The sequence below is a fragment of the Rhizobium sp. ZK1 genome (assembly GCF_047782645.1).
Classification (GTDB): domain Bacteria; phylum Pseudomonadota; class Alphaproteobacteria; order Rhizobiales; family Rhizobiaceae; genus Rhizobium.
In genome coordinates, this window is the sequence record NZ_CP180586.1 from 3,726,926 (window position 1) to 3,748,138 (window position 21,213).

General features: G+C 60.7%; 23 protein-coding genes and 1 pseudogene. 15 read left to right on the plus strand and 9 right to left on the minus strand.

What is annotated here, in order from left to right; all coding sequences use genetic code 11:
• Positions 1-26: 26 nt before the first annotated feature.
• From ACK9YZ_RS18875 to ACK9YZ_RS18885, 3 genes and pseudogenes are all read right to left on the minus strand, one after another.
• Positions 27-584 (minus strand): HNH endonuclease, encoded by a 558-nt coding sequence (locus tag ACK9YZ_RS18875; RefSeq protein WP_113299070.1) that lies wholly within the window; start codon positions 582-584, stop codon positions 27-29.
• A gap of 127 nt (positions 585-711) precedes the next feature.
• Positions 712-937, minus strand: a pseudogene (locus ACK9YZ_RS18880) (hypothetical protein).
• Positions 938-986: 49 nt separating this feature from the next.
• Positions 987-1,673 (minus strand): DNA-3-methyladenine glycosylase family protein, encoded by a 687-nt coding sequence (locus ACK9YZ_RS18885; protein ID WP_416064806.1) that lies wholly within the window; start codon positions 1,671-1,673, stop codon positions 987-989.
• Here ACK9YZ_RS18885 and gluQRS point away from each other — a divergent pair.
• Complete coding sequence (gene gluQRS / locus ACK9YZ_RS18890) at positions 1,672-2,553, plus strand: tRNA glutamyl-Q(34) synthetase GluQRS (protein ID WP_416064807.1); 882 nt, start codon at positions 1,672-1,674, stop codon at positions 2,551-2,553. The two genes, ACK9YZ_RS18885 and gluQRS, sit on opposite strands and share 2 nt — an antisense overlap.
• On the opposite strand, the gene ACK9YZ_RS18895 is transcribed toward gluQRS, so the two are convergent.
• Positions 2,518-3,489 carry a YihY/virulence factor BrkB family protein gene (locus tag ACK9YZ_RS18895; RefSeq protein ID WP_183734277.1) on the minus strand — a complete coding sequence of 324 codons (972 nt, stop codon included), beginning with the start codon at positions 3,487-3,489 and terminating at the stop codon, positions 2,518-2,520. The two genes, gluQRS and ACK9YZ_RS18895, sit on opposite strands and share 36 nt — an antisense overlap.
• A 68-nt stretch (positions 3,490-3,557) precedes the next feature.
• On the opposite strand from ACK9YZ_RS18895, the gene ACK9YZ_RS18900 reads away from it, so the two are divergent.
• From ACK9YZ_RS18900 to ACK9YZ_RS18930, 7 genes are all read left to right on the plus strand, one after another.
• Positions 3,558-4,391, plus strand: a complete 834-nt coding sequence (locus tag ACK9YZ_RS18900) for an SDR family oxidoreductase (protein WP_416064808.1) — start codon at positions 3,558-3,560, stop codon at positions 4,389-4,391.
• Positions 4,392-4,409: 18 nt separating this feature from the next.
• Positions 4,410-4,613 carry a twin transmembrane helix small protein gene (locus ACK9YZ_RS18905; protein WP_007825545.1) on the plus strand — a complete coding sequence of 68 codons (204 nt, stop codon included), beginning with the start codon at positions 4,410-4,412 and terminating at the stop codon, positions 4,611-4,613.
• 14 nt (positions 4,614-4,627) lie between these two features.
• Positions 4,628-5,206: a cob(I)yrinic acid a,c-diamide adenosyltransferase gene (locus tag ACK9YZ_RS18910; protein WP_416064809.1), complete on the plus strand. Its 579-nt coding sequence runs from the start codon at positions 4,628-4,630 to the stop codon at positions 5,204-5,206.
• A gap of 37 nt (positions 5,207-5,243) precedes the next feature.
• A complete protein-coding gene (locus ACK9YZ_RS18915) occupies positions 5,244-6,029 on the plus strand; it encodes a rhomboid family intramembrane serine protease (protein ID WP_416064810.1) in 786 nt (261 codons plus the stop codon).
• A 183-nt stretch (positions 6,030-6,212) separates the two neighbouring features.
• Positions 6,213-6,962 carry an electron transfer flavoprotein subunit beta/FixA family protein gene (locus ACK9YZ_RS18920; RefSeq protein ID WP_216756093.1) on the plus strand — a complete coding sequence of 250 codons (750 nt, stop codon included), beginning with the start codon at positions 6,213-6,215 and terminating at the stop codon, positions 6,960-6,962.
• A gap of 22 nt (positions 6,963-6,984) precedes the next feature.
• Positions 6,985-7,914: an electron transfer flavoprotein subunit alpha/FixB family protein gene (locus ACK9YZ_RS18925; protein WP_416064811.1), complete on the plus strand. Its 930-nt coding sequence runs from the start codon at positions 6,985-6,987 to the stop codon at positions 7,912-7,914.
• A gap of 146 nt (positions 7,915-8,060) precedes the next feature.
• Entirely contained in the window at positions 8,061-8,942 is an 882-nt protein-coding gene (locus tag ACK9YZ_RS18930; RefSeq protein WP_416064812.1) for a 3-hydroxybutyryl-CoA dehydrogenase, read from the plus strand.
• Positions 8,943-9,122: 180 nt separating this feature from the next.
• Here ACK9YZ_RS18930 and tlpA read toward each other — a convergent pair whose 3' ends face one another.
• Positions 9,123-9,785 (minus strand): thiol:disulfide interchange protein TlpA, encoded by a 663-nt coding sequence (gene tlpA, locus ACK9YZ_RS18935; protein WP_416064813.1) that lies wholly within the window; start codon positions 9,783-9,785, stop codon positions 9,123-9,125.
• A gap of 26 nt (positions 9,786-9,811) precedes the next feature.
• Here tlpA and argH point away from each other — a divergent pair, with 26 nt between their 5' ends.
• The 4 genes from argH to ACK9YZ_RS18955 all read left to right on the plus strand — a co-directional run bounded on the left by argH (position 9,812) and on the right by ACK9YZ_RS18955 (position 15,621).
• Complete coding sequence (gene argH, locus ACK9YZ_RS18940; RefSeq protein ID WP_416064814.1) at positions 9,812-11,215, plus strand: argininosuccinate lyase; 1,404 nt, start codon at positions 9,812-9,814, stop codon at positions 11,213-11,215.
• A 134-nt stretch (positions 11,216-11,349) separates the two neighbouring features.
• The gene (gene lptM / locus ACK9YZ_RS18945) at positions 11,350-11,544 is read left to right on the plus strand and encodes an LPS translocon maturation chaperone LptM (RefSeq protein ID WP_416064815.1); all 195 of its coding nucleotides are present in this window, start codon (positions 11,350-11,352) and stop codon (positions 11,542-11,544) included.
• A 12-nt stretch (positions 11,545-11,556) separates the two neighbouring features.
• Positions 11,557-12,825 carry a diaminopimelate decarboxylase gene (lysA, locus tag ACK9YZ_RS18950; RefSeq protein WP_416064816.1) on the plus strand — a complete coding sequence of 423 codons (1,269 nt, stop codon included), beginning with the start codon at positions 11,557-11,559 and terminating at the stop codon, positions 12,823-12,825.
• Between the two features lie 168 nt (positions 12,826-12,993).
• Positions 12,994-15,621, plus strand: a complete 2,628-nt coding sequence (locus tag ACK9YZ_RS18955) for a TIGR02302 family protein (RefSeq protein WP_416064817.1) — start codon at positions 12,994-12,996, stop codon at positions 15,619-15,621.
• A gap of 57 nt (positions 15,622-15,678) precedes the next feature.
• Here ACK9YZ_RS18955 and ACK9YZ_RS18960 read toward each other — a convergent pair whose 3' ends face one another.
• The 3 genes from ACK9YZ_RS18960 to ACK9YZ_RS18970 all read right to left on the minus strand — a co-directional run bounded on the left by ACK9YZ_RS18960 (position 15,679) and on the right by ACK9YZ_RS18970 (position 17,477).
• Positions 15,679-16,038, minus strand: coding sequence for a response regulator (locus ACK9YZ_RS18960; RefSeq protein ID WP_216756101.1), 360 nt, complete (start codon positions 16,036-16,038; stop codon positions 15,679-15,681).
• Between the two features lie 119 nt (positions 16,039-16,157).
• A complete protein-coding gene (gene hpt, locus ACK9YZ_RS18965; RefSeq protein WP_007825075.1) occupies positions 16,158-16,700 on the minus strand; it encodes a hypoxanthine phosphoribosyltransferase in 543 nt (180 codons plus the stop codon).
• Between the two features lie 111 nt (positions 16,701-16,811).
• Positions 16,812-17,477: a hypothetical protein gene (locus tag ACK9YZ_RS18970; RefSeq protein ID WP_416064818.1), complete on the minus strand. Its 666-nt coding sequence runs from the start codon at positions 17,475-17,477 to the stop codon at positions 16,812-16,814.
• 205 nt (positions 17,478-17,682) lie between these two features.
• Here ACK9YZ_RS18970 and ftsE point away from each other — a divergent pair, with 205 nt between their 5' ends.
• From ftsE to ACK9YZ_RS18985, 3 genes are all read left to right on the plus strand, one after another.
• Positions 17,683-18,342: a cell division ATP-binding protein FtsE gene (gene ftsE / locus ACK9YZ_RS18975; RefSeq protein ID WP_416064819.1), complete on the plus strand. Its 660-nt coding sequence runs from the start codon at positions 17,683-17,685 to the stop codon at positions 18,340-18,342.
• Positions 18,343-18,406: 64 nt separating this feature from the next.
• Positions 18,407-19,354 carry a cell division protein FtsX gene (locus tag ACK9YZ_RS18980; protein ID WP_416066774.1) on the plus strand — a complete coding sequence of 316 codons (948 nt, stop codon included), beginning with the start codon at positions 18,407-18,409 and terminating at the stop codon, positions 19,352-19,354.
• 66 nt (positions 19,355-19,420) lie between these two features.
• Positions 19,421-20,134, plus strand: a complete 714-nt coding sequence (locus ACK9YZ_RS18985; protein WP_416064820.1) for a YdcF family protein — start codon at positions 19,421-19,423, stop codon at positions 20,132-20,134.
• 112 nt (positions 20,135-20,246) lie between these two features.
• On the opposite strand, the gene ACK9YZ_RS18990 is transcribed toward ACK9YZ_RS18985, so the two are convergent.
• Positions 20,247-21,193 (minus strand): IS630 family transposase gene (locus ACK9YZ_RS18990; protein ID WP_416064054.1). Its coding sequence is split into 2 segments (ribosomal slippage): positions 20,247-20,852 and positions 20,855-21,193, totalling 945 coding nucleotides; the frame shifts between segments, so codons are not numbered across the junction.
• Positions 21,194-21,213: the final 20 nt, after the last annotated feature.

The following is a 21,213-nucleotide window of genomic DNA, read 5'->3' on the forward strand; positions in this document are numbered from 1 at the left end:
CGACTGCATAAACCAAGGACTTTGAATCAGGGCTGCAGCTCGGTATCCCAGTAGAGGTAGTCGAGCCAGCTATCATGCAGATAGTTCGGCGGGAAGAGCCGGCCGTTATTGTGCAGGTCCTGCACAGTCGGCTGGTACGGCTTTTGCGCCGGGAACATGCCTGCCTGCTTCGGAAGCTTGCTGCCCTTGCGCAGATTGCAGGGCGAACAGGCCGCCACGACATTCTCCCAGGTCGTCTCGCCACCATGAGCGCGCGGGGTGACGTGGTCGAAAGTCAGATCGTCATGAGCGCCGCAATACTGGCACTCGAACCTGTCGCGCAGGAAAACGTTGAAGCGGGTGAAGGCGGGATTGCGGGATGGCTGAACGTAAGTCTTGAGGCACACCACACTCGGCAGCCGCATCGAAAAGCTCGGTGAGGAAACCTCGTGCTCATATTCCGCGATGATATTCACACGGTCGAGAAATACCGCCTTGATCGCGTCCTGCCAGGACCAGAGCGACAAGGGATAATAACTCAGCGGCCGGTAGTCAGCGTTCAGGACGAGCGCCGGCAGGGCCTGTGGGGAGACTGCAATCGTCAAGGAGCCCTCCTGGATCGATTCGGCATCTGCACCTGTATATTAGGCCGGTTGTTACAGGATTGTGAAGTCCAATAAATTCAGGGAATAAAGGCGAATCGAGGGACGGTGCCGTTAGAGCCTTTCCTGGTTAGATTGCAGCATTCTGCCGGAGCAGGTTTTCGTCAGGGCAAAGGCGATTGGCGACGGGCATACCCCAAGGTACGTCCGAGCCGATCGCCTTTGATCCTGGCGCAAAGATGCCCGGCCCTAGCTGGTTTGCAGGCAAACCAGCGGGTTGGCTGAAACGGGCCGTCTGATCGACCGGCCCGCTTGGCCGTAGATCTGGCTACGACGCGCGCCGGCCGGTCAACCATCCGACTCCGTTTGAGCCAACAGAATGCTGCAATCTAACCAGGAAAGGCTCTAACCGATCGGCAGCACGTCGCGATGCATTTTTGCGGCGTAATAAGCCCAGAAAAGCCGGGCTGCGACGGAGCGCCAGGGCGACCAGATTTCTGCAAGCCCTGCAAGCACTTTGGCCTGCGGGCGCTCCGCGAGACCGAATGCCGCAGCAACCGCTGCCTGGAGAGCCACATCGCCCGCCGGAAACACATCCACATGGCCGCCGCAGAACATCAAATAGACCTCTGCGGTCCATGGCCCGATTCCCTTCTGCGCCGTCAGTTCCGCGAGCGCCTCGGCGGGCGGTTTTTGGACCAGGGCTTGCAGATTGATTCGCCCGGAAGCGACGGCTTGCGCAATCCGGGTCAGCGTGTCGGCCTTGGCACGGGAAAGCCCGAATTCGCGCCAGGCTTCGGGATGAAGCAGTATGTATGTCTCCGCGCTCAGCGATCCGCTCTCGGGCTTCATCCGCCGCCAGATCGCCTCCGCGCTGGCACGCGAGACCATCTGCGAAACGATGATATGGGCGAGGCCGGCAAAACCCGGCTCGCGCAGCCTGAGCGGCACAGGCCCCGCTTCCTTGGCAACCGAAACGAGCCGTGGGTCGAGAACAAGAAGAGCGGCGAGCCCCTCCTCGATATCCTTTTCGTTGCTGATGACCTGCACCTTGCCTCGCGATCGCTTCAAATCCGTGTCAGAAGAAAGCATGATCACGACTCCGCGTCAAAAACCCGTCTTCCGTTTCGCGCCGAGCCCCAATGGGCCTTTGCATCTCGGTCACGCGCTGTCAGCTTTCCTCAACGACGACATGGCAAGAGCGATAGAAGGCCGGCTGCTGCTGCGCATCGAAGACATCGATCTGACGCGCTGTACACCCGAATTCGAAGCCGGCATCTACGCCGATCTCCAATGGCTTGAGATCGAATGGGAGCAGCCGGTGCGCCGCCAGTCGGAACATTTTTCCGAATATCAGGCAGCCCTTCATTCGCTGATCGAACGCGGATTGGTCTACCCTTCCTTCCTGACGCGCGGAGAGGTCAAAACCCGCGTTGCGGCTTACGAGGGGGTAAACCGCCCCTGGCCACGCGATCCCGACGGCACGCCGCATTATCCGGCTGATGACCGCGACCGCAGCGAGGACGAGCGCAGCACAATGCTGGCCTCCGGCTTGAAACATGCTTGGCGTCTGGACATGCACCGGGCAATGAATCTGGTCGGCGAACCGCTGTTCTGGACGGAAACCGGCGACGAAAGAAAAGGTGAAATCCTGGCCGAGCCCGCCGCCTGGGGCGATGTCGTTCTCTCGCGCTCGGATGCGCCCTCCAGCTACCATCTGTCTGTTGTCGTCGATGATGCGCTGCAGGGCGTGACCCATGTCGTGCGCGGGCTCGACCTTTTCCACGCCACCTCGGTGCACAGGCTGCTGCAGAGGTTGCTCGACCTGCCGCAACCGGCCTATCACCATCATCGCCTCGTCGTGGACGCAGATGGCCGGAAGCTTTCCAAAAGCCAGGGCGATACTGGCGTTGCGGAGCTGCGTGCGAAGGGGCTGTCAGTTGCCGGTATTCGCCGCCTTGTCGGACTTTGAATCGGCAGCGCGGTCACGCCCGACCACCGAGAAGGTTCGCGAGAAATTGCGCAGCACCCGGAACTTCATCAGCGCTGCATTGATCTCCGCGCCGACGATGAAGATGACGCCCACCATGTAGAGGAAGATGAGTGCGATCATGACGGACGCCAGACCGGCATAGGTGGCAGTGTAATTGGCGAAGGTCGCCAGATAATAGGCGAAGATCAGCGCGCCGACGAGCCAGGACAGCAAGGTCAGAAACACGCCGGGAATGACATCGAAGACACGGCGCTTGCCGGCGGGCAGCCAGAGATGGACGACGAGCAGGGCGATGGTGAGCATGACGAGCGTGCCATAGATGCGCCAGCCGAAAACGATTTCGAGTGTGTCGACGATGACGGGCAGCCATTGACGGATCGTCGCAGGAAGCCATTCGAGACTGTCGTTATGCAGCAGCCAGTCACGCGCATAATCGAGGCCGACAGGAACCGCCACGAGCAGAATGCTGATGGCCGCGACAATAATGACTGCGACAAGGACATACCCGAGGCTGAAAAGGCGTGTCAGGTACCATGGCCTGGTTTCCTGTACTCGATAAGCACGGTTGAGCGAGATGCGTAGCGCCTCAACGCCGTTCGAAGCAAAATAGGCGGCCGCCAGCACAGAGATCGTGAGAAGCCCTCCGCGCGGGATTGTCAGAACTTCGACGAGTTGATCCGAAAGCGGTTTGGCGATGGCCGCTGGCCAAGTGTCGAAGATGAAATGGATCGCGTAATTCGAAAACTGGTCCGCACCAAGAAAATTGGCAAGCGCCGTCCCGAAGATCAGAAAGGGGAAAACCGCAAGCAGGCTGGAAAGCGCCACATGACTTGCCATGGCAAAGCCGTCATCGTCGATGAGGTGGCAGATGGCATCGTAGACCACGTCATAGAGCGTGCGCAGGGCTTTCGGCATTCGGCTTCCCAATTGTATCCTTCGGGCGAATATGGGAAATGAGTCCCATTTTGTACAGGAATCATTGAATGGCCGACCAGCGCACCATCGTCGTGACCGGATGCTCTTCCGGCATCGGCGCTTATTGCGCGCGCGCCCTGAAGACGGATGGCTGGCGGGTCTTTGCGACCGTGCGCAAGACCGATGACCTGGCAGCGCTGGAAGCCGACGGCGTCGAAGCCTTTCTGATGGACTACACGCAGCCCAACACAATCTCGGCTCTGGTGGACGCCGTGGCTGAACGCAGCAACGGCCGGATCGATGCGCTGTTCAACAACGGTGCCTATGGGCAGCCGGGCGCGGTCGAGGATCTCTCGACGCAGGCGCTACGCGACCAATTCGAAACCAACGTCTTCGGCTGGCACGAACTGGCCAGGCAGGTCATTCCTTTCATGCGCCGGCGCGGCCAGGGCCGTATCGTGCAGTGTTCCTCGATCCTCGGCCTTGTGCCCTATCGCTATCGCGGCGCCTACACAGCCTCGAAATTCGCGATCGAAGGCCTGAGCATCACCCTGCGCATGGAACTCCAGGGAAGCGGCATTCACGTCAGCCTGATCGAACCGGGGCCGATCACCAGCCGCTTCACGGCAAACGCGTTGGCGAAGATCAAAGAGCATATAGACCTGGAAAAATCGCCCCATGCCGTCGAGTACGGCCGGCAGCTTGCCCGCCTCGAAGGCTCAGGTCCGGTCAACCGCCACAAACTTGGCCCCGAGGCGGTCTATGCAGTATTGACGCGTGCATTGAACTCGAAAAATCCGAAGCCACATTATCCCGTAACGACTCCGGCCAAGCAGGGCATATTGCTGAAGAGGCTGCTTCCGGCCGATCTCTTCTACCGCCTGATGCGCTGGACGGACTGAAAAAGAAAAGAGATTGCCATGTCCACGGTCACCTACGTCATCGCGATCATCGTCATGGGCCTCGTTGCCCTGGTGCTGATCCGCGGCCTGTTCAACATGATGAAGGGTGGCGATGCGAACCTTTCCAACAAGCTGATGCAGCTTCGCGTGCTGCTGCAGGCGATTGCCGTCATCCTGATCATGCTGACGCTCTGGCTGACCGGCGGCGGACGCCCGAGCTGATCCGAGAACAGGCAATGGTCAAGCTCAACAAGATCTACACCAGAACCGGCGATGACGGCACGACCGCGCTGGTCTCCGGCCCACGCCGCACCAAGCACGATCTTCGTGTCGAAGCCTACGGCACGATAGACGAAACCAATTCGGCGATCGGCGTCGCGAGATTGCATACGACGGAGCTAGCCGAACTCGACGCCATGCTCGCGCTGATCCAGAATGATCTCTTCGATCTCGGCGCAGATCTGGCCACGCCTGAAACGGGTGAGCCGCCAGCCTACGAGGCGCTGCGTATCGTAGAAAGCCAGGTCACCCGCCTGGAGCAGGATATCGACAAGCTGAACGCCGATCTTGAACCGCTGAAATCCTTCGTTCTTCCGGGCGGCAGCGCCGCGGCTGCCCATCTGCACCTTGCCCGCACGATTGCGCGCCGCGCCGAACGGCTGATGGTGGCACTTGCCCGCAGCGAAGGAGAAACGGTCAGTGCCGCAGCGCTGAAATATGCCAACCGCCTCTCCGATTTCCTGTTCGTTGCCGCCCGTCATGTAAATGATGGCGGGAAGGCGGATGTGCTTTGGGTTCCCGGAAAAAACAGGTAGGTTCGCAGCCATCAGGATCGCCCGGGGGCAGGCTTTCATGTTCATACCGTTGCACGATGCCAATACGCTGAAGCACATCAGGGTTCAGTGGGTCACACTCGGCCTGATGGCGGCAAATATCGCCGCCTGGATCTTCACCACTGTTGAAAGCGAGCAAGTTGCGCAGGCCGCGACCATCGGTCTCGGTTATATCCCGGCCATCGTCTTTGGCCATGCGTCGCTGGCGCCGGGTCTGGAAATAGTGCCGGAAACGGCCACCTACATCACCTACTCCTTCATCCATACGAGCTTCTGGCATCTTGCCGGCAACATGATCTTCCTCTGGGTCTTCGGCGACAATGTCGAGGATGCGATGGGGCATCTGCGCTTCCTCGTCTTCTACCTCGCCTGCGCTGCGGCCGGCGCCCTCTGCCATGGCCTGCTGATGACGACGTCGGAAGCACCGCTCGTCGGCGCATCGGGTGCGATTTCAGGCGTGGTCGCTGCCTATCTCATGCTGCATCCGCGCGTGCGGGTCTGGGTCCTCGTCTTCTTCCGTGTGCCGTTGCCGCTGCCGGCCTTCATTCCGCTCCTGCTCTGGGTCGGCCAGCAGTTCTTCATGCTGCTGATCGATCCCAACGGCAACGTCTCCTGGGGTGCGCATGTCGGCGGCATCATCGCCGGCGCCCTGCTCGTGCTTGTGCTGCGCCGGCCCGGCGTTCCGCTATTCGACCGTCAGATCGTCACGCCACGTGCCGTCCGCGACCAGCCGATCCCTGTCCGCGTCACCGCCTCAGGCATGCCCGTGCCGCCGCGCCTGCCTTGGGGGCGGGACAAGCTTTAATATTGACGTGAACGTAAACGTTAATATATTGCCATTCAAATCGACCGGCCGCGTCACGGAAGCGTTGTATTTGGAGGAAAAACGCGTATCCATGTCGCCATTCGACAATCGGAGCGGCGTCCAAGCGCGCATTTTCCCAGACGTCTCTGTTGAAGGCCCATCTCTGTTCGAAGGAAGGACCCCATGAAAATTCTCGTCCCAGTCAAGCGCGTTGTCGATTACAACGTGAAGATCCGCGTCAAGCCGGATGGATCGGGCGTCGACCTTGCCAACGTCAAGATGTCAATGAACCCGTTCGACGAGATTTCCGTCGAGGAGGCCCTTCGCCTGAAGGAAGCTGGCAAGGCCGAGGAAGTGATCGTCGTCTCGATCGGCCCCGCCAAGGCAGAAGAAACCCTGCGTACTGCGCTCGCCATGGGCGCCGATCGCGCCATCCTCGTCGAGACCGATGACGCCGTCGAGCCGCTCGCAGTAGCAAAGATCCTCAAGGGTGTTGCAGACGCTGAAAAGCCGGGCCTGATCATCGTCGGCAAGCAGGCGATCGACGATGATTCCAACCAGACCGGCCAGATGCTCGCGGCCCTCCTCGGCTCCGCCCAGGCGACTTTTGCATCCAAGGTCGAAATTGATGGCGACAGCGCCACCGTCACCCGCGAAATCGACGGCGGCCTGCAGACGATTAAGGTCAAGCTTCCGGCCGTCGTAACGACCGACCTGCGTTTGAACGAGCCGCGCTACGCAACGCTGCCGAATATCATGAAGGCGAAGAAGAAGCCGCTGGACAAGAAAAGCCCGGCCGATTTCGATGTTTCCACCGCGCCGCGCCTCAAGGTTTTGAAGACGGAAGAGCCCTCCGGCCGCAAGGCAGGCGTGAAGGTGAAGTCGGTCGCCGAGCTTGTCGACAAGCTCAAGAATGAAGCCGGCGTCCTCTAAGGTTCGAGAAAGGAATACGACTATGGCCATTCTTCTTCTGGCTGACCACGACAACAACAGCCTTTCCGACCAGACCGCCAAGGCCCTCGCGGCCGCAACGCAGATTGGTGGCGATGTGCACATTCTCGTCGCCGGCAAAGGCGCGAAGGCAGCGGCCGATGCGGCTGCGAAGCTCTCCGGCGTCTCCAAGGTGCTGCTCGCCGAAAGCGACGAGCTTGCCAATAACCTTGCCGAACCACTTGGCGACCTGATCATCTCGCTGGCCGGCAGCTATGACACGATCGTCGCAGCTGCCACCTCCACCGGCAAGAATGTCATGCCGCGTGTTGCGGCTCTGCTCGATATCGCCCAGGTCTCCGAAATCATCGAAGTGGTTTCGCCCGACACCTTCAAGCGCCCGATCTATGCCGGCAATGCCATCCAGACGGTGCAGGCGACCGACGCCAAGAAGGTCATCACCGTGCGCACTGCCTCTTTCGCCTCTGTTGGCGAGGGCGGCTCGGCTGCCGTCGACGCAATCCCGGCCGTCTCTGACCCGGGCCTTTCGAACTTCGTGTCCGACGCGCTGTCGGCCTCCGAGCGTCCGGAACTGACCTCCGCCAAGATCATCATTTCCGGCGGTCGTGCGCTCGGTTCGGCGGAAAAGTTCAAGGAAGTCATTCTGCCGGTCGCCGACAAGCTCGGTGCAGCCGTCGGCGCCTCGCGCGCCGCAGTCGACGCCGGTTACGCCCCGAACGACTGGCAGGTCGGCCAGACCGGCAAGGTCGTCGCCCCGCAGCTCTACATCGCCTGCGGCATCTCCGGCGCCATCCAGCATCTGGCCGGCATGAAGGACTCGAAAGTCATCGTCGCCATCAACAAGGACGAGGAAGCCCCGATCTTCCAGATTGCCGACTATGGACTTGTGGCCGATCTCTTCGACGTCCTGCCGGAGCTCGAAAAAGCCCTCTGATCGGGCACATTGCCTTCTTTTCGCACTTGCGAATGACTGGAAAATTGTCTTCTATCGGTCTACTACTTTTGCCGGGCGATCTTTCGTCCGGCAATTTCATATAAAAATACCGGCAGCGCAGGGGTGGTGCCGGGCGGGGGTTGGAGATGAGTGCGGTGTTGAAGAATATTGGTATCATCGGTGCGGGTCAGATGGGCTGCGGCATCGCGCATGTTTCGGCCGCCGCAGGATATAAGGTTCACATCTACGATCTCTCTCAGGACCGCATTGAATCCGGCCTTGCCACCATCAACGGCAATTTTGCGCGCCAGGTGACGAATGGAAAGATGACCGATGAAGAGCGCAGTGCAGCGCTTTCGCGCATCACCGGCTCCGCGGATGTCAACGACCTCGCCCCCTCCGATCTCGTCATCGAAGCGGCGACCGAGGATGAAAGCGTCAAGCGCAAGATCTACACGCAGGTCTGTCCGGTGCTGAAGCCGGAAGCGATCCTAGCCACCAACACCTCTTCACTGTCGATCACCCGGCTCGCGGCGGCGACCGATCGCCCCGAGCGCTTCATGGGCATCCATTTCATGAACCCGGTGCCGGTCATGAAGCTGGTGGAACTGGTGCGCGGCATTGCAACGGAAGAGACGACTTTCTCCACCGCCCGGGAATTCGTCGCATCGCTGGAAAAGACCGTCACGGTCGCCGAGGATTTCCCGGCCTTTATCGTCAATCGTATCCTGCTGCCGATGATCAATGAAGCGATCTATACGCTTTACGAGGGCGTCGGCACTGTCGATGCTATCGATACCGCCATGAAGCTCGGGGCCAACCATCCGATGGGTCCGCTGCAGCTTGCCGATTTCATCGGCCTCGATACCTGCCTGTCAATCATGCAGGTGCTGCATGATGGCCTCGCCGACAGCAAGTATCGCCCCTGCCCCCTACTGGTGAAGTATGTCGAGGCTGGCTGGCTCGGCCGCAAGTCCGGCCGCGGCTTCTACGATTATCGTGGCGAAACGCCGGTTCCAACCCGCTGACCGGATCATCGCCTGAAAAGGCGAATGGAACAAACGTGCGAGACATGCTTTCCTTGCTACGAACGGAAGGAAAATGACATGTCGAGCGAATTGCCGATGTTCCTGCTGCAATGCTGCGTCCTGATCGGACTTGCAGGTGTCTTCCTCATTCGCGGCGCCGGCGACTCCTGACCAGCATTCTTACGACCCTACGGCACCCTTGATCAGCGCCTTGGCGTCCTCGCTGTCCCAGGCAGCTGGGCCGTTCATAGCCGAGATCAGGCAACCCTTGTCATCAAGCAGTAGCGTGACCGGAAGACCGAAGGCAAGCCCTTCTTTTTTCAGGCTATTGAAGACGCCGATCGTATTGTCACGGTAGAGCTGTAGGGCATCCACACCTATTTCGCTGAGAAATGCCTTCGGCTTCTCATCGTCGCCAATATCGATATTGATAGGCACGACCTGGAACTTGTCACTGCCCATCTCCTTTTCCAGCGCATTCAGCGCCGGCATCTCCTCGCGGCAGGGCACGCACCATGTAGCCCAGAGATTGAGAAGCACCGTCTTGCCGGCGAAATGATCGAGCGTCATTGTCTTGCCGTCGGGACCGTTGAAGGCGACGGTCTCAAGCTTCTTCGGCTGGTTGGCAGCGACCATCGCGGCGACCTGACCCTTCATGAGCGACGTCAGGTTGGCAGCGCGCTCTTTCGTCAGCGGGCATTCGGCCGAAGCCGTATCACCGATACCATTGCCAATGCCCGTCTCCTTCACGTATACCGCTGCCGCACCGGCAACAACGCCTGCAACGGCGGCGATTGCGATCAGTTTCACGGACGGCAGGCCGAAGGGTTTTTTCGTCGTCATTACATTCTCCAGGACGGGCATCTTCCATGGCCGAGGACAACACGGACACCAAATCCTCCAACCAGATGTGGGGCGGACGTTTCGCCTCCGGCCCCGATGCGATCATGGAGGAGATAAATGCCTCGATCGGTTTCGACAAGAAGCTGTTTGCCCAGGATATCCGCGGATCGATCGCCCACGCCACGATGCTCGCCCATCAGGGCATCATTTCATCAGACGATAAGGACAAGATCGTTCACGGGCTAAACACGATCCTGTCAGAGATCGAAAGCGGCAATTTCGAATTCTCCCGCCAACTCGAAGACATTCACATGAACGTCGAGGCCCGGCTTGCGACCCTCATCGGCCCGGCCGCCGGCCGCCTGCACACGGCCCGCTCGCGCAACGACCAGGTGGCGCTCGATTTCCGTCTCTGGGTGAAGGAAGAACTGCAGAAGACGGAGGCCATGCTGACGAACCTGATCGCAGCCTTCCTCGATCGTGCCGAGGAACATGCAGACAGCGTCATGCCCGGCTTCACCCATCTCCAGACCGCTCAGCCGGTCACCTTCGGCCATCACTGCATGGCCTATGTGGAAATGTTCGGCCGTGATCGTTCACGCGTGCGCCATGCGATTGAACACCTCGATGAAAGTCCGATCGGCGCGGCAGCGCTTGCCGGCACTGGCTATCCGATCGACCGCCACATGACGGCCAAGACTCTCGGCTTCCGCGAGCCGACCCGCAACTCGATCGACACTGTCTCCGATCGTGACTTCGCCATCGAATTCCTCGCGATTGCCGCGATCTGCGCCGTGCATCTCTCGCGCCTCGCCGAAGAGATCGTCATCTGGTCGACGCCGCAATTCGGTTTCGTGCGCCTCTCCGACGCCTTCTCGACCGGTTCCTCCATCATGCCGCAGAAGAAAAACCCGGATGCGGCCGAGCTCGTGCGCGCCAAGACCGGCCGCATCAACGGTTCGCTGATCGCCCTGCTGACGATCATGAAGGGCCTGCCGCTCGCCTATTCCAAGGACATGCAGGAAGACAAGGAACAGGTCTTCGACGCCGCCGAAAGCCTGGAGCTGGCGATTGCCGCCATGGCCGGCATGGTGCGCGACATGACGATCAACACGATCAGAATGAAGGCGGCAGCCGGCTCCGGTTACTCGACGGCGACCGACCTCGCCGACTGGCTGGTGCGCGAGGCAGGCCTTCCGTTCCGCGACGCCCATCATGTCACCGGCCGCGCCGTGGCGCTCGCCGAAAGCAAGAGCTGCGATCTCTCGGAACTTCCGCTCGCCGATTTGCAGGCGATCAATCCCGCCATCACCGACAAGGTCTATGACGTTCTGACGGTCGAAGCTTCGGTCGCCAGCCGCAAGAGCTTCGGCGGCACAGCACCTTCGGAAGTCAGGAAGCAGATCGCCTATTGGCGCGACCGCAACTGACGCATATCCCGGCGGACCGGAAACTGCCTCATCGTTCGGAAATGCGCACAGGACGAAGCTTCAATAATCAGGGTGCACAAGGCAGATAAACTTCGCTATGAAGGTGCCAGCCAGTGCCCGATATGAGGATATCCATGCAGACGAGCTTGCCGCATTTCATCCGCCTTACGGTGGTTCTTGCCGTCATCGGCCTTGCCGTTGCCGGATGCGGCCGCAAGGGCGACCTCGATCCGCCGAGCGCCAATGCAACGAAGGGCGGCGATATCTCCAAGCCGACGAGACAACCAGGCTCCGTCGACAAGCCCTTTATTCTCGATCCCCTTCTCTAAGGTCCTGCTAACGTGAACCATTTCGAGTATCGCGACGGCATTCTCTACGCCGAGAACGTTTCCGTTCCTGAGATCGCCAAGGCGGTCGGCACGCCTTTCTACGTCTATTCAACGGCAACGCTCGAGCGCCATTACCGGGTCTTCACTGAGGCCTTCGGCGATGTCGATTCCATGGTCTGTTATGCGATGAAGGCCAATTCGAACCAGGCCGTGCTGAAAACGCTCGGCCGGCTCGGCGCCGGTATCGACGTCGTGTCCGAAGGCGAATTGCGCCGCGCACTGGCCGCCGGCATTCCCGCCGACCGCATCATGTTCTCCGGCGTCGGCAAGACACCGAACGAGATGGATTACGCACTCGAAGCCGGCATCTACTGCTTCAATGTCGAATCCGAACCGGAACTCGAAGTCCTCAACCAGCGTGCCACGCGTGCCGGCAAGAAAGCCCCTGTTTCCTTCCGCATCAATCCCGATGTCGATGCCCGTACCCATGCCAAGATTTCGACCGGCAAGAAAGAAAACAAGTTCGGCATATCCTGGGAGCGCGCCCGGACGATCTATGCCCGCGCCGCCAGCCTGCCCGGCATCGAAGTGACCGGCATCGACATGCATATCGGCAGCCAGATCACCGAGCTGCGGCCCTTCGACGATGCCTTCAAGCTGCTGCATGATCTGGTCAACACGCTGCGTGCCGATGGTCATGACATCCACCATGTCGATATCGGCGGCGGTCTCGGCATTCCCTACAAGGACGACAACAATCCGCCTCCCCTGCCGGACGCCTATGCCTCTGTTGTCAAGAACCAGCTTCGCGCCCTGAACTGCAAGATCGTTACCGAGCCCGGCCGTCTGATCGTCGGCAATGCCGGCATCCTCGTCACTGAAGTTATCTATGTGAAGGACGGCGGCGAAAAGACCTTCGTGATCGTCGATGGCGCGATGAACGACCTCATCCGCCCAACCCTCTACGAGGCCTATCACGAGATCAAGCCGGTGGTGATTTCGGCTGCCAACGCTCCGCGCATCCGTGCAGATGTCGTCGGCCCCGTCTGCGAAACTGGCGACTACCTCGCGCTCGACCGCGAGATGGCGACCCCGAAACCGGGCGACCTCTTGGCCGTCGGCACGGCTGGCGCCTATGGCGCGGTCCAGGCCGGCACCTATAACAGCCGCCTCCTCGTGCCTGAAGTGCTGGTCAAGGGCGACGAATTCCATGTGATTCGCCCGCGCCGCACCTATCCGGAACTGATCGGTCTCGATTCCGTTCCAGCCTGGCTGGACTAAAAGTCGCAATCACTTTTTGGCGACCGCATACGAAAAACCGGCATTCACAGGCCATCGCCCTCGCCTTCGCCATAAAGAGTGTTATCCTTTTCCTTCGCGAGCGTATTGCCCAGCAATCGCCGGAAGCGCCCTCTGTTTCCTGAACGCCAGATCGCGGAGACCGGATTGATGACAAGCCCCGCAAGGCAGAAGAAGAAAGGCGCATTCGCGCTTCAACCCTCTCTGGCGCGGCTGGTGGCGGCAAAACGTTTCCTGGCCAGGATCGTGCTTTTCGCCGAGCAGGTCCTTCCGCTGCTGATGCCGGCTGTCTGCGTCATCGCGATCTATCTCTCCGTCTCCTGGTTCGGCTTTTTCCGCATTGTGCCGGACTGGCTGCGCATCCTTCTCCTGACTGCTTCTGCTGCTGGTTTCCTCGCTTCGCTGCTGCCGTTGCGTTTTCTTCGCTGGCCACGGGTGAGCGAGGCCGACCGCATGCTGGAAGAGCGCAACGGCCTGCCGCATCAGCCCGTCATGGTGCAGGAGGATGAGCCGGCTTTCGATACACCCTTCTCACGCGCCTTGTGGCGCGAACACCAGACACGCATGGCGCGGAAGATCGCAACGCTGGACGCCGGCCTGCCGCGGCCCGATATCGCCCGGTACGACCGCTTTGCGCTGCGTGCCATTCCGGCGTTACTCGTCGTCACGGCCTTCGGCTACTCGCTGTCGATCAACGGCGGCTCCGTAGCCGACGCATTTCAGCCTGCGCCCGCGCAGGTAACGAGCAACCCGGCCGTGCGTATCGACGCGTGGGTGACCCCGCCCGCCTATACCGGCCGACCGCCGATCTATCTGACAGCAGATGGCAGCGAGCAGGCGCCGATCGGCATTCCGCAGTTTTCCAACCTGACGGTGCGTGTCAGCGGCGGCCAGTCGACCGAGAAGGTCATCTTTAGGAAGGCCAACGGCGAAAGCCAGGAAATCGCCGTTCAGGAAGACACCCGGCCACAGCAGCCGACTGGGCGCGTCAATGCAGAACAGGCTTCAGGTGCAGCCACAGCACCCCAGCAGATGGCGCAGACGCATATCATGAAGCTTGAGGAGAATGGCGCGCTGCAGGCGAACGGCCGCACCTGGAGTTTCGACGTGCTGCCCGACAAGGCGCCGGAAATCGCCTTTGACGGCATGCCACGCCGCGCCGTCAACGGTGCGCTGGAAATCGGCTTCACGGTGAAGGACGATTACGGCGTGCAGGAAGCCCGTGCCGAGATCGTGCCGGTCGAATCCGATCCGGCCGCAACGCTACTCTATCCGCTGCCGGAATTCCGGCTGGACATTCCCCGCCGCAATGCGCGGGACGGCAAAGGCCTGACAAGCAAGAACCTGACCGAACATCCGCTCGCCGGCAAACGCGTGCGTATCACCCTCGTCGCCAAGGATGCCGCCGGGCAGACGGGTCGCAGCCCGCCCTATGAGATGGTCATGCCCTCGCGGCCCTTCAGCGAGCCGCTCGCTGCCGCCGTTGCCGAAGAACGCCAGACCTTTGCCCTCGACACCCGCAAGATGCCGGAAGCGATCGCGTTGAACGAAGCTCTGACGATCCGGCCCGAGGAGACAATCCCGAACACGACCCACTATCTGCTGATCGAATCAGCACTTGCGCGCATGAAGCTCGCCAAGGGTGACGAGCAGCTCAAGGATACGGCCCAGTATCTCTGGGACATCGCGCTGGGCATCGAGGAAGGTGACCTTTCGCTTGCCGAACGGCGGCTGCGCGACGCCCAGCAGAACCTCGCCGATGCACTGAACCGCAATGCGCCTGACGCGGAGATCAAGAAGCTGATGGACGAGCTCCGCAAGGCGATGCAGGACTATATGAATGAGCTCGCCGAGCGTCTGCAGAACATGCCGATGCAGCCCAACCAGAATGCCCAGAATTTCCTGCGCCAGCAGGATCTGCAGCGCATGATGGACCAGATCGAAAACCTGGCCCGGTCAGGCAATCGAGATGCTGCCCAGCAGATGCTCTCCGACCTGCAGCGACTGATGAACAACCTGCAGACGGCCCGCCCGCAGCGCGGCCAGCAGCAAGAAAACAGCCAGCTGACGCAGCAGATGGACAAACTCGGCCAGATCCTGCGCGACCAGCAGAAGCTGATGGAGCAAACTTTTCGCCTCGACCAGCAGCTCCGCGACCGCATGCAGCGTGGCGATCCCAACATGGACGACATGATACCGGGCGAGGAAGACCAGCAGCAGGGCCAACAGGGCCAACAGGAACAGCAGCCCGGCGACCAGATGACGGCGGAGCAACTGCGCGAAGCGTTAAAGCAGCTCCGCGCACAGCAGGATGCGCTCGGTAAACGGTTGCAGGAACTGCAGAAGAGCCTTGGCGATATGGGCATGAAGCCGGGCGAAGGTTTCGGTCAGGCACAGCGCGAGATGGAAGGTGCCGGCCGCGACCTCGGCCAGGGCAATGGCAGCAGCGCCCTGGAAGGGCAGGGCCGGGCTCTCGAAGCCTTGCGCAAGGGCGCTCGTGACATGATGAGCCAGATGATGCAGGCACAACAGGGCCAGCAAGGACAGCAGGGTCCGAACGGTCAGCTCGGCCAGGGCAACCAGAACGGCCGCGATCCGCTTGGCCGCCCACGTCAAACCGATCTTGGGCCGGATATGAACAATGATGTGAAGATACCCGATGAGATCGATGTTCAGCGCGCCCGTGAGATTCTGGACGCTATCCGCGAAAAACTCGGCAACAATCCAACCCAGGCGATCGAGCGACAGTATCTCGAGCGGTTGCTGGATATTCAGTGATGTTGGGAAAATGCGTGGCTATTGGCGTGCCCTAAGGCACGCCCGCGTCACAAAATGTCAGGCCACAAGCGCCCGCGCCACGGCCTTGCGGATGTCCGGCAGGGCGAAGGGTTTCGGCACGACATCGATGATCTTTTCGGCGAGGTCGTCGGCCCGTTCACGCTGTTCGGCATAGCCGGTCATCAGCAGGATTTTCAATGCCGGAAAGGCGTCCTTCGCCTGATGCGCAAGTTCGATGCCGTCCATGACCGGCATACGGATGTCGGAGAGCAGCAAGTCGTAGCTGCCGCCCCTCAGCTTTTCCAGCCCTTCCGCCCCATCGGCGGCTTCATCGGTCTCATGACCGTCAAGGCGTAGTGCCCGGGCTACGAAAGTACGAAGGGAATCCTCGTCTTCCGTGATCAGAATTTTTGCCATCTGTGCATTGCTCCGTCGTCATGCCCCGCGACGGAGATCGCATGCGGTTCCCTAGCGATCGGTAAACACGCCGGGCCGATCTGCGGAATGGTTAACAACCCGTCTTGAAGCAGGACGCCTTAAGCGTCACCGGTAACCACGCCGACGAAGGGCAGTTCGCGGAAGGCGTAGGCGACATCCATGCCGTAGCCGACGACGAAATAGTCGGGGCACTCGAAGCCCACATAATCTGCCTCCAACTCCTCCTTGCGCTTGACCCGCTTGTCGAGCAGTACGGCGATGGTGACGTTGCGTGCCCCGCGCTCGTAGAGCAGTTCCTTAGCAAACCGCAGCGTGCGGCCGGATTCGAGGATGTCGTCGATGAGCAGGACGTCGCGGTCCTTAACGTCGCTGTCGATGTCCTTGACGATACGCACGCCCTGCGAAACCGTACCCGCACCGTAGCTTGAGAGCGTGATGAATTCGACCTCGGGAGCAAGGCCCGTATCGTGCAGGGCACGCAGCAGATCGGCCGCGAAGATGAACGAGCCCTTGAGTACAGCGATGACCAGGAGGTCCTTCGTCGGGCCGGCGGCGATATCCTGCGCCATGGAATGATTGCGCTCGGCGATCTGCTCGGCGGTGAAGAGCGGCTCGATGTTTTTTCCGCGCACGACAGGCATAAAGGCTTGCTCCACAAAAAAGAAGGGTAAGCCGTTAGCACATTAATTCCGGCGAAACACCCCGGAAGGACATGTTTTCCCGCCTGCCAATCCAAAAACGCCTCTCGGCGCTCAAGGCATGAAGGAAAGCCGGACCTCAGGCACCTTGCCCCCGGCATGCTGCACGCGAGCGGAAAAGCCGCGGCTTTGGCCGGCATAGATGGCATCCGTCGGCGGCGTAATGACGATACTCGCCGTCAGCCGCTCGTCGGCGACGAGATCGGCGCGGATCGGCTGCACCGATTGCGTGACGCCGCTGTCATTCTCGATGATGCCGTTGATGAGCAGGATGCGCATACCATTGGCATCGCGCGGCGTGATCGTGACATGCGAGAAATGAAGAGCGGTGGCGGCGGAAGCCTCGTCCCGCGAAAGGCCGGAGAACCCGCCGGCAAGACCGAATACCAGAACGAAGAGTGCAATCACCAGCGCCGCAAAACCGCGCGCCGACGCGCGCTGCAGCCAGATCTCCATCCCACGCAGGATCGCGGCGGCAGTAGCAAGCAGGACTGGCGGTTCGGTGTTGAGCGGAGCGCTGCGACGGCGATTGTCGTTACGGGTCGTATCGCGGGCACCGGCAGACGCGCCTTGCGGCTGTGCCTTACCGACGACAACGAATTCGGCATCGGCAACGTCATCCCTGCGCGGCATGCGGCGGGGCCGCCGGATAGCCGGTTCCGGCGGCAGAAAATCATAGGCTCGGCCGGCGGCCTGTCGTGTGAAGGAGGATGCTTCCATGGTGGCGACCTCTCGGATGTCCACATGGTTTCACTGCCCAAGACAATCTTGGCATTGAAACGAATCCAGCCCAGTCGTAAATTTCAATGGTTAATGCTTCGCAAAGATCGCCATCAAACGGGCGTCTTTCCGGCAAAATTTACCCGCTGTTAACAGTGTTGGTTAACAAGTCATGCGGTGAAACCACGAAAGACTGAGCTGCCCGTTGATCCACTTCGAGAATGTCGGTTTGCGATATGGTATGGGACCGGAAATCCTCCGGGACCTGACCTTCGACATCCCGAAAAAGTCCTTCCAGTTTCTGACCGGCCCGTCCGGTGCCGGCAAGACCACGCTGCTGCGCCTGCTCTTCATGTCGCTGCAGCCGACCCGCGGCCTGATCCGCATGTTCGGGCGCAACATATCCGAGATTCCCCGCCCGGAGCTGCCGCTGCTGCGCCGCCGTGTCGGCATCGTCTTTCAGGATTTTCGTCTTCTCGACCATCTGACGACCTATGAGAACGTCGCCCTGCCGCTACGCGTGCGCGGCAAGGATGAAAGCACCTACAAGACCGACGTGCTGGAACTTTTGAAATGGGTCGGGCTCGGCGAACGCATCAATGTACTGCCGCCCGTACTCTCAGGCGGCGAGAAGCAGCGCGCTGCAATCGCCCGCGCATTAATGGACCGGCCGGAAGTGCTGCTTGCCGACGAGCCAACCGGCAATGTCGATCCGCCGATGGCCAAGCGCCTGCTGAACCTCTTCATGGAACTCAACCGCCTGGGTACCGCTGTGGTTATCGCCACCCACGATCTCTCGCTGATGGACCAGGTGGAAGCCCGCCGCATGATCCTTTCGGAAGGGCATCTCGACATTTATGACTAAGACGCCCACCAGGACCCGCGCAAAGACGCCCGCCGCTGCCCCCGTCCAGCCCAAGCGGCCGGAGATGCGCGTGCGCCCGACAGCACCGATCCTGCCTCCGTCAAACATTCAGGGCAATGCGCTGACGGTGGTGATCGCCATCATGGCCTTCCTCGCCTGCCTGACGCTCGGCGGAGTCAGCATGGTCCGCTCGACCGCGGCAAGCTGGGAAAGCCAGATCTCCAGGGAGATCACCATCCAGATCAAACCTGACGACAACCTGGACATGGAAAAGGCTCTTGTTCAGGCCCGCGATATCGCGCTGACCTTCGTCGGCACTAAGAGCGGCCAGATCGTTGACGAGGCCGCCACCGCACGCCTTCTCGAGCCCTGGCTCGGCAGCGGGCTGGATATCAAGGAACTACCCGTACCGCGCCTCGTCATCATCACCATCGACGAGAGCCATCCGCCGGATTTCGCGGCAATGCGCGACCTGCTGAAAGAGAGCATTCCGCAGGCTTTTCTCGACGACCACCGCACCTGGGTCGACAGGTTGGTTGCGATGGCCCGCACCACGGTCATGATCGGTACCGGCGTCCTGCTGCTGGTTTTCACCGCCATGGTACTGACTGTGGTCTTCGCCACGCGCGGCGTACTCTCGGGCAACCGTCACATCGTCGAAGTGCTGCATTTCGTCGGCGCCGAGAGCTCGTTCGTCGCGACGGAATTCCAGAAACATTTTCTGAAGATCAGCCTCAAGGGCTCGGCGATCGGCAGCGCCCTGGCCGCCCTCTTTTTCGCAGGCGCCGGCGTCCTGCAGAGCAGGACGATCGCCACACCCGAGACAGATCAGGCAACGGCCCTTTTCGGTACCTTTTCGGTCGGGGCGCTCGGCTATCTCGGCATCTTCGCGACGATGATCGTGATCGCACTGCTGACAACCGTGACCGCACGGCTCACCGTCATGCGCACGATCTATGAAATCGATACATTGCGCTCCGACCCGACGCGCGCGGACGGTATAGCGAATTAGTGTCGCCATGCCGTTTTGCCACGAAAGCGTCTGTTCCGCGCCGCAATCAGCGTATAATCACGACTCATGACGATGGGCCATACGACACGCAATCCGATTCGCCCGGACCCGGAGCTTGAAGGCCCCGCAAGTGTCCCGCCACGGCGTGGCCCAATCCGCCGCATCTTGCGCTGGATGGGCTTTTCCTGCGTGTTGATTGCTGCGCTGATCTTCGGCGGCTTTTTGCGCTTTGCAGATTCGGTGACGACCCTGAAGCCACCTGCCGAGCCGCGGGCGGACGCGATCATCGTGCTGACCGGCGGCTACCAGCGCATCGATCAGGCCGTCGAACTCCTGCAGAAGGGCGCCGGCAAGCGGCTGCTGATATCGGGCGCGCATCCTTCCACCACGCCAACGCAGATCCGCAGGATGACTCAAGGCTCTGCTGATCTCTTCTCCTGCTGCGTCGATATCGGTTACGACGCGCTCGATACGATCGGCAATGCCGAGGAGGCATCGAACTGGATTCACGCCAAGGGCTACAGGAGAATTTTGGTCGTCACCAATAACTACCACATGCCGCGCAGCCTCGCCGAGCTCTCCTATGTCGATCCCGACATCCAATTCATCCCCTATCCTGTCGTCAATTCCGATCTGAAGACGCGCGATTGGTTCACCGATCCGAACGCCTTGCGCGTCATGCTGGCCGAATACGCCAAACTACTGCTGGCCGGCACGCGCAACATCGTCGGCCTGCGCCATACCGGCCTGCGTTCCGCCAACTTGACCGGCCAGAGCTGAGGCTTTTATGCGCGACAGCATCGGCCTGAAAATCGGAATCGATTTTCAGAAAGCCTGATGCGTGAATTCAAAGAGTTAGAGCGTCCTTTGTGCGTCCTAGAGCGGGATGATTTTAAGTCCGTTCATATCCGGCTTCCTTGAAGTAGTTTTGGCATTCCTGTGGTGAAACTGTCTTGAGGATGGCTGCGATGGCCTCGTCGATCGCGTGGCGAGTTCTGGCCTGTGCCTCGCGTAGCCAATGCTTGATCTTGGCAAAGAGCTTTTCGATGGGATTGAGGTCAGGGGAGTATTTGGGCAGGAAGAACAGTTTGGCCCCAGCCTTGCGGATCGCGGTGCGGATTGCTTTTGCCTTGTGTGAGCCCAGATTGTCCATCACGACGATATCGTCTGGCTTGAGTTCGGGGACCAGCACCTTTTCCACATAGATCAGGAACCGCTCGCCATTGATCGGGCCGTCGATGATCCATGGCGCGCTGACGCGGTCGGCGCGCAGGGCGGCAATGAACGTCATGGTGTTCCAATGGCCGAAGGGCGCCTGACCGGGCAACCGTTCGCCGCGCGGCGCCCAGCCCCGGAGCGGCGCCATATTCGTCTTCGTCCAGGTTTCATCGATGAAGACGAGGCGGGCCGGATCGACGTGATAGCGATGCTTCAGCCAGCGGTTCCGTCGGGCGGCGACATCGGGCCGCTCGCGCTCGTCGGCGACCATTGTCTTTTTTTATAACTCAACCCTTCATCATGCACGAAGGTCCACACGGAGCGGTAATCGACCTTCAGGCCACGCTCGCCCAGTTCCGCGACCAGCCCGCGCAGGGTAAAAGCCCGTGTGCGGCAGCGCTCGAGCAGCCACTCCCGATGCGTATCGCAAATCGCCCGTGGCTTGTGCCCGCCCATCTGACCGGGGGCTGCGCTGCCCGTCTGGCGAAAGCGCCGCACCCAATCGATCGCGGTGCTGATGCCAATCCCGAAGCGCTTCGCCGCTGCCCGGCAGGACAATCCTTCGCGCGTCACCGCGCCGACAACGCGTTCCCGCAAATCATCGGAAAAAGGTTTTGCCATAAAGACCGGCCTCCTTTACC

Excerpts from the sequence above, each read along its gene's own strand:
- gluQRS (WP_416064807.1), top strand. The coding sequence starts at position 1,672 with ATGATCACGACTCCGCGTCAAAAACCCGTCTTCCGTTTCGCGCCGAGC.
- ACK9YZ_RS18885 (WP_416064806.1), bottom strand. The coding sequence starts at position 1,673 with ATGCTTTCTTCTGACACGGATTTGAAGCGATCGCGAGGCAAGGTGCAG.
- ACK9YZ_RS18895 (WP_183734277.1), bottom strand. The coding sequence starts at position 3,489 with ATGCCGAAAGCCCTGCGCACGCTCTATGACGTGGTCTACGATGCCATC.
- ACK9YZ_RS18900 (WP_416064808.1), top strand. The coding sequence starts at position 3,558 with ATGGCCGACCAGCGCACCATCGTCGTGACCGGATGCTCTTCCGGCATC.
- ACK9YZ_RS18905 (WP_007825545.1), top strand. The coding sequence starts at position 4,410 with ATGTCCACGGTCACCTACGTCATCGCGATCATCGTCATGGGCCTCGTT.
- ACK9YZ_RS18910 (WP_416064809.1), top strand. The coding sequence starts at position 4,628 with ATGGTCAAGCTCAACAAGATCTACACCAGAACCGGCGATGACGGCACG.
- ACK9YZ_RS18915 (WP_416064810.1), top strand. The coding sequence starts at position 5,244 with ATGTTCATACCGTTGCACGATGCCAATACGCTGAAGCACATCAGGGTT.
- ACK9YZ_RS18920 (WP_216756093.1), top strand. The coding sequence starts at position 6,213 with ATGAAAATTCTCGTCCCAGTCAAGCGCGTTGTCGATTACAACGTGAAG.
- ACK9YZ_RS18925 (WP_416064811.1), top strand. The coding sequence starts at position 6,985 with ATGGCCATTCTTCTTCTGGCTGACCACGACAACAACAGCCTTTCCGAC.
- ACK9YZ_RS18930 (WP_416064812.1), top strand. The coding sequence starts at position 8,061 with ATGAGTGCGGTGTTGAAGAATATTGGTATCATCGGTGCGGGTCAGATG.
- tlpA (WP_416064813.1), bottom strand. The coding sequence starts at position 9,785 with ATGACGACGAAAAAACCCTTCGGCCTGCCGTCCGTGAAACTGATCGCA.
- argH (WP_416064814.1), top strand. The coding sequence starts at position 9,812 with ATGGCCGAGGACAACACGGACACCAAATCCTCCAACCAGATGTGGGGC.
- lptM (WP_416064815.1), top strand. The coding sequence starts at position 11,350 with ATGCAGACGAGCTTGCCGCATTTCATCCGCCTTACGGTGGTTCTTGCC.
- ACK9YZ_RS18955 (WP_416064817.1), top strand. The coding sequence starts at position 12,994 with ATGACAAGCCCCGCAAGGCAGAAGAAGAAAGGCGCATTCGCGCTTCAA.
- ACK9YZ_RS18960 (WP_216756101.1), bottom strand. The coding sequence starts at position 16,038 with ATGGCAAAAATTCTGATCACGGAAGACGAGGATTCCCTTCGTACTTTC.
- hpt (WP_007825075.1), bottom strand. The coding sequence starts at position 16,700 with ATGCCTGTCGTGCGCGGAAAAAACATCGAGCCGCTCTTCACCGCCGAG.
- ACK9YZ_RS18970 (WP_416064818.1), bottom strand. The coding sequence starts at position 17,477 with ATGGAAGCATCCTCCTTCACACGACAGGCCGCCGGCCGAGCCTATGAT.
- ACK9YZ_RS18980 (WP_416066774.1), top strand. The coding sequence starts at position 18,407 with ATGCGCGTGCGCCCGACAGCACCGATCCTGCCTCCGTCAAACATTCAG.
- ACK9YZ_RS18985 (WP_416064820.1), top strand. The coding sequence starts at position 19,421 with ATGACGATGGGCCATACGACACGCAATCCGATTCGCCCGGACCCGGAG.